This window comes from Streptomyces sp. YPW6 (assembly GCF_018866325.1).
Classification (GTDB): domain Bacteria; phylum Actinomycetota; class Actinomycetes; order Streptomycetales; family Streptomycetaceae; genus Streptomyces.
This window is the reverse complement of the sequence record NZ_CP076457.1, coordinates 3,752,914-3,770,138: the sequence shown is the minus strand read 5'-3', so window position 1 is coordinate 3,770,138 and position 17,225 is coordinate 3,752,914. Positions and strand designations below refer to the sequence as shown.

At 70.4% G+C, this 17,225-nt stretch carries 17 protein-coding genes and 1 pseudogene; 8 read left to right on the top strand and 10 right to left on the bottom strand.

From position 1 onward, the window contains the following. Positions 1–6: 6 nt before the first annotated feature. Positions 7–1,521, top strand: a complete 1,515-nt coding sequence (locus KME66_RS16755; RefSeq protein ID WP_216323320.1) for a glycosyltransferase 87 family protein — start codon at positions 7–9, stop codon at positions 1,519–1,521. A 26-nt stretch (positions 1,522–1,547) separates the two neighbouring features. Here the strand turns inward: KME66_RS16755 and KME66_RS16750 are convergent, their stop codons facing one another. The 3 genes from KME66_RS16750 to KME66_RS16740 form a co-directional block, all read right to left on the bottom strand. Next, positions 1,548–2,579: an alanine racemase gene (locus KME66_RS16750; protein ID WP_073222971.1), complete on the bottom strand. Its 1,032-nt coding sequence runs from the start codon at positions 2,577–2,579 to the stop codon at positions 1,548–1,550. Positions 2,580–2,653: 74 nt separating this feature from the next. Continuing rightward, complete coding sequence (locus KME66_RS16745) at positions 2,654–3,772, bottom strand: peptidoglycan bridge formation glycyltransferase FemA/FemB family protein (RefSeq protein ID WP_073222974.1); 1,119 nt, start codon at positions 3,770–3,772, stop codon at positions 2,654–2,656. A 172-nt stretch (positions 3,773–3,944) separates the two neighbouring features. Beyond that, positions 3,945–4,256, bottom strand: coding sequence for a hypothetical protein (locus tag KME66_RS16740; protein ID WP_006126010.1), 312 nt, complete (start codon positions 4,254–4,256; stop codon positions 3,945–3,947). Positions 4,257–4,589: 333 nt separating this feature from the next. Here KME66_RS16740 and rpsF point away from each other — a divergent pair, with 333 nt between their 5' ends. The 4 genes from rpsF (at position 4,590) to rplI (ending at position 6,304) form a co-directional block, all read left to right on the top strand. Further along, the gene (gene rpsF, locus KME66_RS16735; RefSeq protein WP_006126011.1) at positions 4,590–4,880 is read left to right on the top strand and encodes a 30S ribosomal protein S6; all 291 of its coding nucleotides are present in this window, start codon (positions 4,590–4,592) and stop codon (positions 4,878–4,880) included. A gap of 74 nt (positions 4,881–4,954) precedes the next feature. After that, positions 4,955–5,560 (top strand): single-stranded DNA-binding protein, encoded by a 606-nt coding sequence (locus KME66_RS16730; protein ID WP_073222976.1) that lies wholly within the window; start codon positions 4,955–4,957, stop codon positions 5,558–5,560. A gap of 42 nt (positions 5,561–5,602) precedes the next feature. Then, on the top strand, positions 5,603–5,839 hold the full coding sequence (rpsR, locus tag KME66_RS16725; RefSeq protein ID WP_003967857.1) for a 30S ribosomal protein S18: 237 nt from the start codon (positions 5,603–5,605) through the stop codon (positions 5,837–5,839). 18 nt (positions 5,840–5,857) lie between these two features. Then, complete coding sequence (rplI, locus tag KME66_RS16720; protein ID WP_073222978.1) at positions 5,858–6,304, top strand: 50S ribosomal protein L9; 447 nt, start codon at positions 5,858–5,860, stop codon at positions 6,302–6,304. A gap of 242 nt (positions 6,305–6,546) precedes the next feature. Here rplI and KME66_RS16715 read toward each other — a convergent pair whose 3' ends face one another. Beyond that, positions 6,547–7,884, bottom strand: a complete 1,338-nt coding sequence (locus tag KME66_RS16715) for an MATE family efflux transporter (protein WP_216323317.1) — start codon at positions 7,882–7,884, stop codon at positions 6,547–6,549. A gap of 456 nt (positions 7,885–8,340) precedes the next feature. Between KME66_RS16715 and dnaB the strand changes: the two genes are divergently transcribed. After that, positions 8,341–9,816: a replicative DNA helicase gene (gene dnaB / locus KME66_RS16710; protein WP_073222983.1), complete on the top strand. Its 1,476-nt coding sequence runs from the start codon at positions 8,341–8,343 to the stop codon at positions 9,814–9,816. A gap of 5 nt (positions 9,817–9,821) precedes the next feature. Here the strand turns inward: dnaB and KME66_RS16705 are convergent. Then, positions 9,822–10,304 (bottom strand): annotated as a pseudogene (locus KME66_RS16705) (dienelactone hydrolase family protein); the annotation flags it as partial. A 47-nt stretch (positions 10,305–10,351) separates the two neighbouring features. Here KME66_RS16705 and KME66_RS16700 point away from each other — a divergent pair. Further along, positions 10,352–11,728 carry a serine hydrolase gene (locus KME66_RS16700; RefSeq protein WP_216323314.1) on the top strand — a complete coding sequence of 459 codons (1,377 nt, stop codon included), beginning with the start codon at positions 10,352–10,354 and terminating at the stop codon, positions 11,726–11,728. Positions 11,729–11,777: 49 nt separating this feature from the next. Here the strand turns inward: KME66_RS16700 and KME66_RS16695 are convergent, their stop codons facing one another. Next, positions 11,778–12,230, bottom strand: coding sequence for a GNAT family N-acetyltransferase (locus KME66_RS16695; RefSeq protein ID WP_216323311.1), 453 nt, complete (start codon positions 12,228–12,230; stop codon positions 11,778–11,780). A 195-nt stretch (positions 12,231–12,425) separates the two neighbouring features. Further along, positions 12,426–12,884 (bottom strand): MarR family transcriptional regulator, encoded by a 459-nt coding sequence (locus KME66_RS16690; RefSeq protein ID WP_216323308.1) that lies wholly within the window; start codon positions 12,882–12,884, stop codon positions 12,426–12,428. A 138-nt stretch (positions 12,885–13,022) separates the two neighbouring features. Between KME66_RS16690 and KME66_RS16685 the strand changes: the two genes are divergently transcribed. Continuing rightward, positions 13,023–14,234: an MFS transporter gene (locus KME66_RS16685; RefSeq protein ID WP_216323306.1), complete on the top strand. Its 1,212-nt coding sequence runs from the start codon at positions 13,023–13,025 to the stop codon at positions 14,232–14,234. A 159-nt stretch (positions 14,235–14,393) separates the two neighbouring features. Here the strand turns inward: KME66_RS16685 and KME66_RS16680 are convergent, their stop codons facing one another. From KME66_RS16680 to KME66_RS16670, 3 genes are all read right to left on the bottom strand, one after another. Continuing rightward, a complete protein-coding gene (locus tag KME66_RS16680) occupies positions 14,394–15,326 on the bottom strand; it encodes a GNAT family N-acetyltransferase (protein ID WP_216323303.1) in 933 nt (310 codons plus the stop codon). Positions 15,327–15,557: 231 nt separating this feature from the next. Continuing rightward, positions 15,558–16,037, bottom strand: coding sequence for an NUDIX domain-containing protein (locus KME66_RS16675; protein WP_073222993.1), 480 nt, complete (start codon positions 16,035–16,037; stop codon positions 15,558–15,560). 54 nt (positions 16,038–16,091) lie between these two features. Continuing rightward, complete coding sequence (locus KME66_RS16670) at positions 16,092–17,216, bottom strand: cystathionine gamma-lyase (RefSeq protein ID WP_216323300.1); 1,125 nt, start codon at positions 17,214–17,216, stop codon at positions 16,092–16,094. Positions 17,217–17,225: the final 9 nt, after the last annotated feature.

Below are 17,225 nucleotides of genomic sequence, written 5' to 3'. Positions count from 1 at the left end.
GGCAGGATGTGCGGCATGCCAAGCCCCAGCGCAGAAGACACGAGCACGCACCGGGAACCGCCCGTCGTGCGGCCCACCGACCAGGACGAGGTCGCGGCGGCCGGCAGCGAGCTGTTCGGCGGCCGGGTGGGGCGCTGGGCACGGCTGGGCGACGGTCCGCTCACGCCCGTACGGGTCGTCGCGCTGGTCATGATCGGGATGTTCGCCCTCGGCATGGTGCAGAAGATCCCCTGCTACGAGTGGGCCTGGTTCCGCGGCGCCACCTCCCAGTACACGCACGCCTGCTACTCCGACATTCCGCACCTCTTCCTGGGGCGCGGTTTCGCCGACGGCCTCGTGCCGTACTTCGACCGGCTGAGCGGCGACATGCAGTACCTGGAGTACCCCGTGCTGACCGGGGTGTTCATGCAGGTCGCCGCCTGGCTGACGCTGACGCCCGACAGCGACCCCATCCAGCAGCGCGAGCAGATGTACTGGATGGTCAACGCGGGCATGCTGATGATCTGCGCGGTGGTCGTCGCCGTGTGCACCGTCCGCACGCACCGGCGTCGGCCGTGGGACGGTCTGCTCGTCGCGCTGGCACCCGCGTTCGTCCTCACCGCGACCATCAACTGGGACCTGCTGGCCGTCGCCCTGACGGCCGCGGCGATGCTCATGTGGTCCCGGGGCCGGGTGCTCGCCTTCGGGATCCTCATCGGCCTGGCCACGGCCGCCAAGCTCTATCCCGTCCTCCTGCTGGGCCCGCTCCTGGTGCTCTGCTGGCGGGCGGGCCGATGGCGTGAGTTCGGGACGGCCCTGCTGGGCGCGGGCGCGGCCTGGCTGGTGGTGAACCTGCCGGTGATGGTCTTCGCCCCCGAGGGGTGGCGGAAGTTCTACACCTTCAGCCAGGAGAGGCCGATCGATTTCGGTTCGTTCTGGCTGATCATCACGCAGCGCACCGGCAAGCCCATCGACGTGGAGACGGTCAACACCGCCTCGGTCGTCCTCATGGCCGTCCTCTGCGCGGGCATCGCCGGCCTGGCGCTCTCCGCGGCCCGCAGGCCGCGCTTCGCCCAGCTGGCGTTCCTGGTGGTGGCCGCGTTCATCCTGACGAACAAGGTCTACTCACCGCAGTACGTGCTCTGGCTGATCCCGCTGGCCGTCCTGGCCCGGCCGCGCTGGCGCGACTTCCTCATCTGGCAGGCCTGCGAGGTCATGTACTTCCTCGGGATCTGGCTCTACCTCGCTTACACCAGCGGCGGGGACGCGCACCAGGGGCTGCCGCCGGAGGGCTACCAGGTCGCGATCGCCCTGCACCTGCTGGGCACGCTGTACCTGTGCGCCCTGGTCGTCCGGGACATCCTGCTGCCGGAGAAGGACCCGGTGCGCGGGGACGGCTCGGACGACCCGTCGGGCGGTGTGCTCGACGGGGCTCCGGACGCGTTCGTGCTCGCTCCCGAGACCCGTCCGTCCGGGCGCCCGGCACAGGCCGTCGAGGGGCCTGTGGTGGAGTGGGGCGCCGAGCCCACCCGGAACGGCTGAGCAGGGCGCTTCCCGGAACGGGCGGCTCAGCGGTCGACGAGCCGGTCGTACTGGGTGGTCGTGTGGCGCAGATGGGCGACCAGTTCGTCGCCGACCCGCGGCTCCTGGGCGTCCGAGGGGACGAACAGGATCGACACCTGCATGTGCGGCGGCTCGGCGAACCACCGCTGCTTGCCCGCCCAGACGAACGGCGACAGGTTCCGGTTGACCGTGGCCAGGCCCGCGCGGGCGACGCCCTTGGCCCGGGGCATCACTCCGTGCAGCGCCTTGGGCGCCTCCAGGCCGACCCCGTGGGACGTACCGCCCGCCACGACGACCAGCCAGCCGTCGGAGGCGGCCTTCTGCTGGCGGTAGCCGAACCGGTCGCCCTTGACGACGGGGGTGACGTCCAGGACGGCCCCCCGGTACTCGGTGGCCTCGTGGTCGCCGAGCCACAGCCGGGTGCCGATCCGGGCGCGGAAGCGGGTCTGCGGGAACTGCTGCTGGAGCCGGGCCAGCTCCTCGGCGCCCAGATGGCTGACGAACATGGTGTGCAGCGGCAGCCGGGCCGCGCGCAGCCGGTCCATCCAGCCGATGACCTCCTCGACGGCGTCGGAGCCGTCGGCGCGGTCCAGCGGCAGGTGCAGCGCGAAGCCTTCGAGCCGTACGTCCTCGATCGCCGCGTGCAGCTGCCCCAGCTCCTCCTCCTTGACGCCGTGGCGCCTCATCGAGCTCATGCACTCGATGACGACCCGGGCGCCCACCAGGGCGTGCACCCCGTCGACGGAGGAGACGGACCGGATGACCCGGTCCGGCAGCGGTACGGGCTCCTCACCCCGCCGGAACGGGGTCAGGACGAGCAGGTCCCCGCTGAACCAGTCCTTGATCCGGGCCGCCTCGTAGGTCGTCCCGACGGCGAGGGTGTCGGCCCCGAAGCGGATCGTCTCGTCGGCGAGGCGCTCATGTCCGAAGCCGTAGCCGTTGCCCTTGCAGACGGGGACGAGACCCGGGAACTGGTCGATCACGGACTTCTGGTGCGCCCGCCAGCGCGCGGTGTCGACGTAGAGGGAGAGCGCCATGGCCGGCCCGGAACCTTTCTGGTGGCTGCGATGAATCAGGGAGTGAACGGGTGGTGCCGCGAGGGGAAAGCCGGTCAGCGGCGCGACATATACATGTCCAGCGCCTTGTGGAGCAGCTTGTTGAGCGGGAAGTCCCACTCGCCGACGTACTCGACGGCCTCGCCGCCGGTGCCGACCTTGAACTGGATCAGGCCGAAGAGGTGGTCGGTCTCGTCCAGCGAGTCGCTGATGCCGCGCAGGTCGTAGACGGTCGCGCCCATCGCGTAGCTGTCGCGCAGCATGCGCCACTGCATCGCGTTCGACGGCCGGACCTCGCGCCCGATGTTGTCGGAGGCGCCGTAGGAGTACCAGACGTGGCCGCCGACGACGAGCATCGTGGCCGCGGAGAGGTTCACGCCGTTGTGCCGGGCGAAGTAGAGCCGCATCCGGTTGGGGTCCTCGGAGTTGAGGACGGTCCACATGCGCTGGAAGTAGGAGAGGGGGCGCGGCCGGAAGTGGTCGCGCACGGCGGTGATCTCGTAGAGCCGCTGCCACTCGGCCAGGTCCTCGTAGCCGCCCTGGACGACCTCGACGCCGGCCTTGTCGGCCTTCTTGATGTTGCGGCGCCACAGCTGGTTGAAGCCCTTGAGGACGTCTTCCAGGGAGCGGTTGGCCAGCGGCACCTGGAAGACGTAGCGGGGCTGTACGTCGCCGAATCCGGCGCCGCCGTCCTCGCCCTGCTGCCAGCCCATCTTCCGGAGCCGGTCGGCGACCTCGAAGGCGCGGGGCTCGATGTGCGTGGCCTCGACGTCGCGCAGGCGCTTCACGTCCGGGTCCTGGATGCCGGACTTGATGGCCGCGGAGTCCCAGCGGCGGATGACCACCGGCGGGCCCATCTTCACCGAGAAGGCGCCCTGCTGCTTGAGGTGGGCGAGCATCGGCTGGAGCCAGTCCTCCAGGTTCGGCGCGTACCAGTTGATGACCGGGCCCTCGGGGAGGTACGCCAGGTAGCGCTTGATCTTGGGCAGCTGGCGGTACAGGACGAGGCCGGCGCCGACGATCTGGCCGTCCCGGTCGAACCAGCCCAGGCTCTCGGCGCGCCATTCCGTCTTCACATCAGCCCACGCCGGGACCTGGCAGTGACTGGCCGAAGGCAGGCTCTGGATGTACGCCAGATGCTGCTCTCGGCTGATGGTCCTCAGGGTCAGGCTCATGCGGGGCGCTCCTCGGCAGGTGTGTCCCCATCGGTCAGGGGCTCCGGCTCTCGCGCCGAAGCCTACTGTGACCGAGGGGCGACCGGCCTGGCCCCGGGGGGACCGAAAGCTGCGCGGGCCGGTGCGGATGCCCGGGCACCCGCACCGGCCCGCGTTCCGGCCGGTGCTCCGGTCAGGTGATCACGCCGCCGAAGAGGCCTCCGTGGGCCATGCCGAGGAAGAAGCCGACGGCGGACGCGCCGAGCCCGATGATCAGGCCGAACCGTTCGCCGGTGGTCCTGGAGACGTACATCCCGTACCCGCCGGTCAGGATGCCGACCAGCCCGGCCCACGAGCTGATCAGGTGGAGGTGGTGGAACATCGCCGTCACGAAGGCGAGGGCGCCCAGCACGAGGGTCACGGCGAGCAGGGTGTCCTGGAGCGGGTGCGGCTTGCCGTCCGTCGCGAAGAGCGAACCGGTTGCGGGGCGGATGGTCTGTGCCATGGAGTACCTCCTGGCCGGACAGGTGGGGCGGGTGGATACGCGCCTCTGCCGCTGCGGCGGGTGTAGCGCCTCTCACACCGCATCTGTCTCGATTGTGCCCTCTGAGCTCCTGATTTCAACCGGAAGCCGGTCTGCGGGTAGTCTGTACGGTCTGCACCGGTGTCTGCCCAGGCCAGCACGGCGAGCCTCTCCCCGGACCTCCTCACACGGGATCGTTCGGGAGCGGGTTGTCAGTGCCGGGTGTTCTCCTCGGGGACGCCGTTGCATCACGCATCACGACCCTCCTGCCACGGAACGACCGTGGCCGCTGAGTCCAAAGGAGGTGGGTTCCACATGCGTCACTACGAGGTGATGGTCATCCTCGACCCCGATCTCGAGGAGCGAGCAGTCTCCCCGCTGATCGAGAACTTCCTTTCCGTCGTCCGTGAGGGCAACGGAAAGGTGGAGAAGGTCGACACCTGGGGCCGTCGTCGGCTCGCCTACGAGATCAAGAAGAAGCCCGAGGGCATCTACTCGGTCATCGACCTGCAGGCCGAGCCTGCGGTCGTCAAGGAGCTCGACCGCCAGATGAACCTGAACGAGTCGGTCCTCCGGACCAAGGTCCTCCGTCCCGAAGTCCACTGAGCATCTAGCTCAGCGGTTCTCGGGTCCGAGTAGCAGCAAGCAGCCAGAAGCAATCCCCGCCGAGAGGTTCACCCATGGCAGGCGAGACCGTCATCACGGTCGTCGGCAATCTCGTCGACGACCCCGAGCTGCGCTTCACCCCGTCCGGTGCGGCGGTCGCGAAGTTCCGTGTCGCGTCCACTCCCCGCATCTTCGACCGTCAGACCAATGAGTGGAAGGACGGCGAAGGCCTGTTCCTGACCTGCTCGGTCTGGCGTCAGGCGGCGGAGAACGTCGCGGAATCGCTCCAGCGAGGCATGCGCGTCGTCGTGCAGGGCCGGCTGAAGCAGCGGTCCTACGAGGACCGCGAGGGCGTCAAGCGCACGGTCTACGAGCTGGACGTCGAGGAAGTCGGCCCCAGCCTCAAGAACGCCACGGCCAAGGTCACCAAGACCACCGGTCGCGGTGGTCAGGGCGGCCAGGGTGGATACGGCGGCGGCCAGCAGGGCGGCGGCAACTGGGGCGGCGGTCCCGGTGGCGGCGGCCAGCAGGGCGGCGGCGGGGCTCCCGCCGACGACCCGTGGGCGACCGGCGGCCAGGGCGGGGGACAGCAGGGCGGCGGAGGCGGCTGGGGCGGAAGTTCCGGCGGTTCCGGCGGCTCCTCCTCCGGCGGCGGCTACTCGGACGAGCCTCCCTTCTAGGGCTGCTCGTACCCCACTTCTTGATCACACAGGAGAAACACCATGGCGAAGCCGCCTGTGCGCAAGCCTAAGAAGAAGGTCTGCGCGTTCTGCAAGGACAAGACCCAGTACGTGGACTACAAGGACACGAACATGCTGCGGAAGTTCATTTCCGACCGTGGCAAGATCCGTGCCCGCCGCGTCACCGGCAACTGCACGCAGCACCAGCGTGACGTCGCCACGGCAGTCAAGAACAGCCGTGAGATGGCGCTGCTGCCCTACACGTCCACCGCGCGATAAGGGAAGGGTGACAACAGCATGAAGATCATCCTCACCCACGAGGTCTCCGGCCTCGGCGCCGCCGGCGACGTCGTCGACGTCAAGGACGGGTTCGCCCGCAACTACCTGGTTCCGCGTGGCTTCGCCATTCGCTGGACCAAGGGCGGCGAGAAGGACGTGGCGCAGATCCGCCGCGCCCGCAAGATCCACGAGATCGCGACGATCGAGCAGGCCAACGAGATCAAGGCCAAGCTCGAGGCCGTGAAGGTCCGTCTGGCTGTTCGCTCCGGCGACGCCGGCCGCCTCTTCGGCTCCGTGACCCCGGCTGACATCGCCTCGGCGATCAAGGCTGCCGGTGGTCCCGACGTCGACAAGCGTCGCGTCGAGCTCGGCTCGCCGATCAAGACGCTCGGCGGACACCAGGTGTCCGTCCGTCTGCACCCCGAGGTCGCAGCGAAGCTCGGCGTCGAGGTCGTTGCTGCCTAAGGGCAGAGCTCAGCAGAGCCACTGAAGGGCCGCACCCGCTGGGTGCGGCCCTTCGCTGTGTCTGGACGCACCGTGTCCGGATGCCCTGGCCTGGACGTATGGCCCTCCGATGCGCCGTGGTTCACGTGAAACCGTGCGCGGTGACTCAGGTGAAGCCCTACGCGGTGTTTCACGTGAAACCGAGGGGGCTGTTTCACGTGAAACAGCCCCCTCGGAACGGAGCACCTGGCGGACCGGGCCGATCAGCGCGTGGCTCCCGTCACGATCCAGCGGCCCGACCGGGCGCGCACCCAGAGGGTGATCAGGCGGACGGTCATCATCAGGGTCATCGCCCACCAGAGCGCGGTGAGCCCGCCTCCCAGCGAGGGCACGAGAAGGGCGACGGGGGCGAAGACGATGAGCGTCACCAGCATCGCCCAGGCGAGATAGCGTCCGTCGCCGGCGCCCATCAGAACGCCGTCCAGCACGAAGACCACGCCGGCGATCGGCTGCGAAACCGCCACGACCAGGAGCGCGGGAAGCAGGGCGTCCTTCACCGACGGATCGCTCGTGAAGAGCGGGATGAACAGCGGCCGGGCGAGCACGATGAGAGCGCCGAGCACGATGCCGCAGCCGATACCCCACTCGACCATGCGGCGGCAGGCATCGCGTGCACCTTTCTCGTCGCCCGCGCCGAGATACCGGCCGATGATCGCCTGGCCCGCGATGGCGATGGCGTCGAGCGCGAAGGCGGTCAGGCTCCAGAGGGAGAGGATGATCTGGTGCGCGGCGATGTCGACATCTCCGAGCCGGGCGGCGACCGCGGTGGCGATCATCAGGACGGCGCGCAGGGAGAGGGTCCGGATCAGCAGGGGCACGCCGGCCCGTGCGCTCGCCCTGATCCCGGTCGCGTCGGGGCGCAGGGACGCGCCGTGCTTTCGCGCGCTGCGGATCACCACGACGAGATAGACGGTGGCCATGCCTGCCTGGGCGATGACCGTTCCCCACGCGGATCCGGCGATGCCGAGCCCGGCGCCGTAGACGAGGGTCACGTTGAGGGCGGCGTTCGCCGTGAAACCGCCGATGGCGACGTACAGCGGCGTGCGGGTGTCCTGAAGACCGCGCAGGACACCGGTGGCGGCGAGCACGACGAGCATGGCTGGGATGCCGAGGATGGAGATCCTCAGATAGGTGATGGCGTACGGGGTCGCGGTGTCGGACGCACCGAAGACGTCGACGAGCCAGGGAGCCGTCGGGATCGCGAGGGCGACGGCGGCCGCTCCGAGCAGCAGGGCGAGCCAGATGCCGTCCATGCCCTGGCGGATGGCGGCGGGCAGATCGCCCGCCCCCACGCGGCGGGCGACGGCTGCCGTGGTCGCGTAGGCCAGGAAGACGAAGATGCTCACGGCCGTCATCAGGAGGGCTGCGGCGATGCCGAGGCCGGCCAGTTGCGGGGTGCCGAGGTGGCCGACGACGGCGCTGTCGACCATCACGAACAGGGGCTCGGCGACGAGTGCGCCGAAGGCCGGAACGGCAAGGGCGATGATCTCGCGGTCGTGTCGTCGGCGGCCGTTCTTCGGGGTCGCGGAGGCCTGGGTCATGGGGTCAATCTAATCTTCCACAGGTAAGAGACGCAATTGAACTGTGGTCCTTACTCCTGGGTGGCTGGGTCCCACCTGCCCGAACCGTTTGCGATGATCTTGACATGAGGGCGGAAGTTTTTCTCCCCCACAGTCGGTGGATGGAGAACATGCAGGTCAGGCTGGTGATGGTAGTGGTGCTATGAGTTTGTCCACAGTACTGTCCCCTGGTCCGTGCACAGGTTCGGCAGGGTTCTCCACAGCATCTGGTCCGTCGTCCACATGCCCTGTGGATAACCAGATTGGCTGACGGTGTCGAGGGGCCTACCGTGGTGCGGCGCCCGCACTCCGTTCCGGCACCGGAATCCACCGAACCAGACGCGCCGGAAGTGGAGTCGGGCGCCCTGTTTGTCGGTGCCGTGCCGTAAGAAAGGTGGCACGGCTAGGTCCGCGATGCGGACGGGAGGAGGCGGCCCGGTGAGCATTCCCGAGCCATTGGACGACCCCTGGACCGAGACCGGTCCCGGGGACCGTCTGCCTGTCTCCCGTCAGCGTCGCGGGGACCGCAAGGGGCGCGAGGACCGCCACGACCGCGGCTCGGACGAGGCCTGGGACGGCGGCGCTCCCGGCTTCGAGCGGGTCCCGCCCCAGGACGTCGACGCCGAGCAGTCGGTCCTGGGCGGCATGCTGCTGTCCAAGGACGCGATCGCCGAGGTCGTCGAGGTCATCAAGGGGCACGACTTCTACCGCCCCGCCCACGAGACCGTCTTCACGGCGATCCTGGACCTCTACGCCAAGGGCGAGCCGGCCGACCCGATCACGGTCGCCGCCGAGCTCGTGAAGCGCGGTGAGATCACCAAGGTCGGCGGAGCGCCGTATCTGCACACTCTCGTGCAGTCCGTGCCCACCGCGGCCAACGCCTCGTACTACGCCGAGATCGTCCACGAGCGTGCGGTGCTGCGGCGGCTGGTCGAGGCGGGCACGAAGATCACGCAGATGGGATACGCGGCGGACGGGGACGTCGACGAGATCGTCAACTCCGCGCAGGCCGAGATCTACGCGGTCACCGAGCAGCGCACCAGCGAGGACTACCTCCCCCTCGGCGACATCATGGAGGGCGCGCTCGACGAGATCGAGGCCATCGGCTCGCGCAGCGGCGAGATGACCGGCGTGCCGACGGGCTTCACGGACCTCGACTCCCTGACGAACGGCATGCACCCGGGGCAGATGATCGTCATCGCGGCCCGCCCCGCGATGGGCAAGTCCACGCTCGCACTGGACTTCGCGCGCGCCGCGTCGATCAAGAACAACCTGCCCAGCGTCATCTTCTCCCTCGAAATGGGGCGCAACGAGATCGCGATGCGCCTGCTGTCGGCCGAGGCACGGGTGGCCCTGCACCACATGCGGTCCGGCACGATGACGGACGAGGACTGGACGCGGCTCGCGCGCCGGATGCCCGAGGTCTCGGCCGCTCCGCTCTACATCGACGACTCCCCCAACCTGTCGATGATGGAGATCCGCGCGAAATGCCGTCGGCTGAAGCAGCGCAACGACATCAAGCTCGTGATCATCGACTACCTGCAGCTGATGCAGGCCGGTGGGTCGAAGCGGTCCGAGAGCCGCCAGCAGGAGGTTTCGGATATGTCCCGAAACCTGAAGCTGCTGGCCAAGGAGTTGGAGGTCCCGGTGATCGCGCTGTCGCAGCTGAACCGTGGGCCCGAGCAGCGTACGGACAAGAAGCCGATGGTGTCCGACCTGCGTGAGTCCGGCTCCATCGAGCAGGACGCCGACATGGTCATCCTGCTGCACCGGGAGGACGCCTACGAGAAGGAGTCACCGCGCGCCGGTGAGGCCGACATCATCGTCGGCAAGCACCGAAACGGCCCGACGGCCACCATCACCGTGGCCTTCCAGGGCCACTACTCCCGTTTCGTGGACATGGCGCAGACCTGACGGGGTCAGCCCTTCGCCAGGGCGCGGCCGAGGAGCGGGAGCAGGCGGTTCCAGTGGTGCCGCAGGGCGGCCGGGGCGAAGGCGTCGGTGTCGGACATGGTGAAGCCGTGGACGGTGCCCGGGTAGATCTCCGAGGTGTGGTCGATCCCGGTGGTTTCCAGGGACCGGTTCAGCTCGCCGAGCGCCTCGGGGCTGATGTCCGTCGCGGCATGCCCGAAGTGGACGTCGGCGGTGAGCCGGAGCAGGCTCTCGGGTCCGTCGGCGGCGACGGGGGCGTGGAACGCGGCGAGGGCGGCTACCTGACCGGGGTGGGCCGCGGCGGTGCGGGTCGCCAGGAGGCCGCCGATGCAGTAGCCGGTCACCGCGACCGGTCCCGGGCCGGCCTCGGACTGGGCGGTGAGAATGCCGAGCTAGGCGTCGGCATCGCTCAGGACGCGTTCGGGGGTCAGGCCGTCGATCAGGGGCATCAGCCGGGCAATGAGCGCCGGGGTAAAAGGGCTCGTCAAGAAGCGGCTGGTCGGATAAGGGTGGGATCATGACTTCTCGCGGTGAAGACCTGCTTCCCAGTACCCGGCGTGCCCTGCTGCACCGCATCGCTGTCGCGCAGCGGGACGGGCGTGCGCCGTCCCTCGTGGCCGCGGTGGGGCGCGAGGGGACCACGGCTTGGAGCGGGGTGCGTACGTGTCTCGACAGGCACGCTCCCGATGCCGGGACGCAGTACCGGATCGGCTCGATCACCAAGACGTTCACGGCCGTTCTGGTGCTGCGTCTGCGGGACGAGGGCCTGATCGACCTGGACGACCCTTTGGAGAAGCACCTTCCGGGCACGGGCGTGGGCGGGGCGACCGTCTTTCAGCTGCTCTGCCACAGTGCGGGGTTGGGAGCCGAGACGCCGGCCCCCTGGTGGGAGCGGACGCCCGGCAGCCTGCGGCCGGAGATCGCCGATGTCCTGGGTGACCGGCCCCAGATGCATCCGGCAGGGCATCGGCATCACTACTCCAACCCCGGTTACACCCTGCTCGGTTCGCTGGTGGAAGCGGTTCGCGGTGTCCCCTGGGAAGAGGCGTTGCGCCGCGAGATCCTGGAGCCGCTGGGCATGCACCGGACGACGAGCTCCCCCGTGGCACCGCACGCGGGCGGCTGGGCCGTGCACCCCTGGGCCGATGTCATGCTGAGCGAGCCCGCCGAGGACCTCGGGATCATGGCGCCTGCCGGTCAGCTCTGGTCCACCGCGGAGGACCTGCTGCGATTCGCCGCCTTCCTGGCCGAAGGCGACGACCGGGTCCTCTCGGCGCCCTCCGTACGGGAGATGCGGACACCGGCCGCGCCGGTCGAGACGGGCGGCAGCGGTTACGGTCTCGGGCTCCAGATCGTCGGGGGCGAAGGCCGCGTCCTCTTCGGGCACTCGGGATCCCTTCCCGGATTCGTCGCCGGACTCTGGGTGTGCGCGGAGGAGGACGTGGCGGCGGTCGCCCTCGCCAACGTCACCTCCGGGCTGCCCGCCGCGACGCTGGCCGCCGAACTCCTGGGCATCGTCGTCGAGGCCGAGCCGCGGATTCCGGAGCCCTGGCGCCCGCTGCCCGAGGTGGACGACGACCTGCTCGCGCTGACGGGTGTCTGGCACTGGGGCACCAGTACGTTCACGCTGAGCCTCACGGGGGACCGGGGACTTCAGCTCACACCGCTCGGCGGCATGGGGCGCGGCGCGGCCTTCACGTACCGGCCGGACGGCACCTGGACCGGCCAGAACGACTACTACGCGGGGGAGACCCTGCGCGTCGTGCGCAAGGACGACGGCTCGGTGGACCACCTCGACCTCGGCTCGTTCGTCTTCACCCGTGAGCCGTACGACGCGGGGGCGGCCGTGCCCGGCGGCGTCAACGCGGAGGGCTGGCGCGGGCTCGGCGGCTGAGCCCCGGAACGATGAAGGGGTGGGTGTTTCACGTGAAACACCCACCCGGTCAGAGCGCCAGCTTGAAGCCCACGTGGCTCGCGGTGAAGCCGAGCCGCTCGTAGAAGCGGTGCGCGTCCTTGCGGGTGGCATCCGAGGTCAGCTGCACCAACTGGCAGTTCTGGCGACGGGATTCGTCCACCGCCCACTGGATGAGCTGGGTACCGAGGCCGCTGCCCCGCTCGTCGCCGTGGATGCGGACGCCTTCGATGATCGAGCGGGTCGAGCCCCGGCGGGACAGCCCCGGGACGATGGTCAGCTGCAGCGTGCCGACGACCCGGTCCCGGCGGACGGCGACGACCACGTGCTGGTTCGGGTCGTCGGCCAGCCGCTGGAGCGCCTTCTGGTATGGGGCGAGGTCGTCCGGTGACTCGCGCTGCGCGCCCAGAGGGTCGTCGGCGAGCATCGCGACCACCGCGGGCAGGTCGTCCGGGGTGGCGGGGCGTATGTCGAAATCACTCATGATCGGCATCCTAGGGCGGGGTGCCGGGGGACGCTTCGTTGCTCGAAGGCGTCGGCTCGAAGGCGTTGATCCGGGGACGTCTGCCCGACGGTGCGATCGGAGGTGGGCCGGAGTGCTGGACCCGAGCCCGTGAGCAGAGTCGGTGAGCAGAGCCCGTGAGCAGAGCCGGTGAGCAGAGCCGGTGAGCAGAGCGGGTCAGGCCGGAGCCTTCAGCTCCTCGACCGCTCTCACCAGGGGGGCGAGCTCCGGGTTCTCCGCCGCCTCGTCCAGCGCCGCCCGCAGCGCGCTGTCGTTCGTCGGCCGGGCGGCCTCCAGGAGGGCGATCCCGGCTTCGGTGACGTCGGTGTAGATGCCCCGGCGGTCGGTGTCGCACAGATACCGGGTCAGCAGCCCGCGGTCCTCGAGGCGGGTGACGAGCCGGGTGGTGGCGCTCTGGCTGAGGACGACGGCGTCGGCGACCTGTTTCATCTGGAGATGCCCGCCGACGCCGTTGTGCTGCCGGCTCAACACGTCGAGCAGGGAGTACTCACGTGCGCTGAGCCCGTGTCCGGCCTGGAGGGCCCGTTCGATGCGGGCCTCGATCTTCCCGTGGAGCAGGGAGAGCGTGCACCAGCTCTGGGCGATGGCGGTCAGGGCGGGGTCGGCCGCTGTCATGTCTCTCCTCCGTACGGGAGCGGTGTGACTCCAGGATAGAGGGCATCTGCAATAGCCCGCGTTTGCAATTAATCGGCGTCTGCAATTATTGTTGACGCCTGTAAGGCGCAGATGCAATCTTCAGGGAAGGTCAGACCCATGCCGCTAGCGCTCCTCGCTCTCGCCATCGGGGCATTCGGGATCGGCACGACCGAGTTCGTGATCATGGGGTTGCTCCCCGAGGTCGCCGGTGATTTCCAGGTCTCGATCCCGACCGCGGGCTTCCTGGTGACCGGCTACGCGCTCGGTGTGGTCCTCGGCGCCCCGCTGATGACGCTGCTGGGCACCCGTGTCACCCGTAAGCGCATGCTGATGCTGCTGATGGGACTGTTCGTCGTGGGCAACGTGGTGTCCGCGCTCGCTCCGGTCTTCGGCGTCATGCTCGCCGGACGCGTGATCGCCTCCCTCGCGCACGGTGCCTTCTTCGGCATCGGCTCCGTGGTCGCGGCCGGTCTGGTCCCGCCGCGGAAGAAGGCCGGGGCCATCGCCATGATGTTCACCGGACTCACCGTGGCCAACGTCGTCGGCGTCCCCCTGGGCACGTTCATCGGGCAGACCGCGGGCTGGCGGACCACGTTCCTCGTCGTCGCCGCCCTCGGCGTCGTGGGCCTGCTCGGCGTCGCGAAGCTCGTGCCCGAGCAGCCCAAGGCGGAAGGCGTACGCATCCGCCACGAGCTGGCCGCGTTCCGCAACGTCCAGGTCCTGCTGGCGATGGCCATGACCGTCCTGGGATTCGGCGGAGTCTTCGCCGCGATCACCTACATCACCCCGATGATGACCGAGATCGCCGGCTACTCGGCCTCGTCCGTCACCTGGCTGCTGGTCCTCTTCGGCCTCGGCATGGTGGGCGGCAACCTGATCGGCGGGAAGTTCGCCGACCGCCGTCCGATGCCCCTGCTGTACGTCTCGCTCGGCGCGCTCGCCGTGGTCCTCGGCCTGTTCACCGTGACCGCCCACGACAAGACCGCCGCGGCCGTCACCCTCGTCCTGATCGGCGCCCTGGGCTTCGCGACCGTGCCGCCGCTGCAGAAGCGGGTCCTCGACCAGGCGGCGGCCGCCCCGACGCTGGCCTCCGCGGTCAACATCGGGGCCTTCAACCTCGGCAACGCGCTGTCCGCCTGGCTCGGCGGTCTCGTCATCGCGGCCGGCCTCGGCTACACGGCCCCCAACGGGGTCGGCGCCGCGCTCGCCGCCTCGGCGCTGGTCCTGGCGGTGCTCTCCAGCATCCTGGAGCGCCGGGAGACGGGGAGGGGCCGCATCGTCGCCGGGAGCGGCCCGGAACCGGCCCCCGTGGCGGCTGCCCGGCACTGAGCCCAGGCGCCGCCTGCCCCGAGCCCCGGCCCGCACACCGCGCATCGGCTGCACCGCGGCTCGGACCTCCCGCGGACCGGCCACCCCGCCCACGATTCCCCGGGCGCGATGGCTTCGAGCGCGACGCGGCCGTACCGTCTCCGCGACGGTGCGGCCGCGTCAGCCCGTCGCGACGGTGAGCGGGGCGAACCTGCGGGTGGCGTCACCGGGCAGGTCCGGGATGCCGTACGTCATCACGGTCGTCCGGGACAACGGCTCCAGGCCGCGCTCCGCCAGCCAGCCGAGCAGTTCCTGGTGCCGGGCGTCGACATCGGCCCGCAGCGGCCGGTCCGTCGTGGCGGCCAGGGCCGTGACCAGGGCCTGTGCGGTGGCCGTGTCCCGAGCGATCAGCGGCCCCACCACCTCGGCCGGCCCGCTCGGCCAGAGCGCCGCGTAGCCCACCAGCTCGCCGTGCTCCTCGGCGACCTGGAGCCGGTCGGAGAAGGCGGGCAGCCGGGCTAGGAGATGCGTGCGGTCCGTACCGAACACGGGGAGGTCGAGCCGTACCATCGCCTGCAGATCGTCGGCAGCGGCCGGCCGGGTGGTCACGGTCGAGGCCGACGGCGGGGAGTACGCGGCAGAGCCGGGGGAGGCATGGGCGGCCGAGGGCGCGGGGAAGCCGCCGGAGCCGGTCGCTGCGAAACGCCCGCCGACGCGTTCGGCGCGGCCCACGGGGGAGAAGCCGAGGTCTTCGTAGAGCGGCTGCCCCTGCTCCGTGGCGTACAGGGCGAGCGGAGTGCCCCCCGCCGTCTCCATCACCTGCCGCATGAGCCGGCGGGCGATCCCCTGACGTGCGTAGCGTCCGGCGACGAGCATCATGCCGACCGCGGTGAAATCGGGGCCGTAGGGCATGGTCAGGCAGGTCGCCGCAAGGCCCTTGCCGTCCGGGGCGTCGATCCCGTACCCGGTGCCGGCCGAGAGGAGCAGCCCCCACCGGTGTTCGTCGCGCGGCCAGCCGCGGTCCTCGCAGAGATCGGCGCAGGGGACCAGGTCTCCCCGGTTCAGGCGTCGGATCGGCAGGTCGACGAGGGAGCGGGGTGAAGGGCTGCGCATGAGGTCAGGCTGTCCGACGGGGTGATCGCGCGTCCACCGATTTGGCGGAACTGGCCGAGAACCGCAGCCGCCTGCCGGGCCCGTGTGCCTCCCCGGACCGAGGACCGGGACCGCGGTGGTGCGGGGTCGGCCGGCGGCGGGCACGGTGCCGGTGCCCATCGCCCCGGAGTCCCGCAGCGGGAGTGCCCGCGGGCTCCGGCACGGGAGCGGGTGTCTGTTCTCCCGGGGGTGTCAGCCCAGGTCGGGGGCGTGCATCGCCCGTACGCCCTCGATGTTGCCGTCCAGGTAGTGCCGCAGGGACAGCGGGACGAGGTGTACGGCCGCGATCCCGACCCGGCTGAACGGCACCCGGACGATCTCGTACTCCCCGGTGGGCTCGTCGACCTCCGGGCCGTGCCGCAGGGAGACGTCCATCGACGCCAGCCGGCAGACGAAGAAGTGCTGGACCTTCACCCCCGTCACACCGCCGTCCGCGATGTGCTCCACGGTGTCGACGAAGCACGGGACCACGTCGACGATCTTCGCGCCGAGCTCCTCGTCGACCTCGCGGTGCAGCGCGTCGACGACGGTGGCGTCCTCCGGCTCGACCCCGCCGCCGGGCGTGAGCCAGTACGGATCGACGCCCGGCTTCGTGCGCTTGATCAGGATGAGGTCGTCGCCGTCGAGCAGGACGGCGCGTGCGGTGCGCTTGACCACAGGACGTTCGGTCATGGCAAGAGCGTGGCCCGCGAGGAGCCGTCTGAAACTCCCCCGGCCCCACAGGCCCTACCGGACCGCCGCGTCCAGTGCCTGTTCGACGTCGGCCAGCAGGTCCTCGGGGTCTTCCGCGCCGACCGAGAAGCGGATGAAGCCCTCCGCGACGGCGTCGCCGCCCCAGCGGCCCCGGCGCTCCGCGGTGGACCGCAGGCCGCCGAAGCTCGTGGCGTCGTCGACCAGGCGCAGTGCGGTCAGGAAGCGTTCCGCGGTGCCCCGGTCGGCCAGCTCGAAGGAGACGACGGACCCGAAGCGCCGCATCTGGCGTGCGGCGACGGCGTACGACGGGTCGGCGGGCAGCCCCGGATACCGCAGGCCCGTCACCTCCGTCCGCTTGGCCAGGACCTCGGCGAGGGCGAGGGCGGTGGAGCACTGCCGGTCGATGCGCAGGTCGAGCGTGGCCAGCGAGCGGTGGGCGAGCCACGCCTCCATCGGCCCGGGGATCGCTCCGACGACCTTGCGCCAGCGCCCTACGTCCGCCGCCAGCCGTGGGTCGCGGCAGGTCACATGGCCGAGCAGGAGGTCACCGTGGCCGGTCATGCCCTTGGTGTCACTGGCCACCGAGAAGTCGGCGCCCAGCTCCAGCGGGCGCTGGCCGATCGGGGTCGCCAGGGTGTTGTCGACGGCGACCAGGACGCCCGCCGCGTGCGCGGTCTCCACCAGCCGTCGGATGTCGCAGACGTCCAGGCCCGGGTTGGACGGGCTCTCGATCCACAGGAGCTTCGCCCCGCTCAGCAGGGACGCCTGGGCGTCGCCGCCGGTCGGCGCGGTCCGGACCTCGACCCCGTACGCCGCCAGCTGCTCCCGTACGAGGGGGAGCGCCTGGTAGCCGTCGTCGGGGAGGACCACGGCGTCGCCCGCGCGGACCTGGGAGAGCAGCACGGCGGTGATCGCCGCCATGCCCGAGGCGAACACCGTGGTGCCCACGTCCTCGCCGGGAGCCTCCAGCTCACCGATGGCCCGCTCCAGACGGGTCCACGTCGGGTTGGTGTCCCGGCCGTAGGTGTACGGGCCCACCGGTTCGCCGGCGAGGTGGAAGTGTGCGGCGAAGACGGGTCCGGGCAACGGGGGTTCGAACTGCTCCGGTTCCGGAAGCCCGGCGCGTACCGCACGTGTTCCGTCGCCCATGGTGCTCATGCCTGCTCC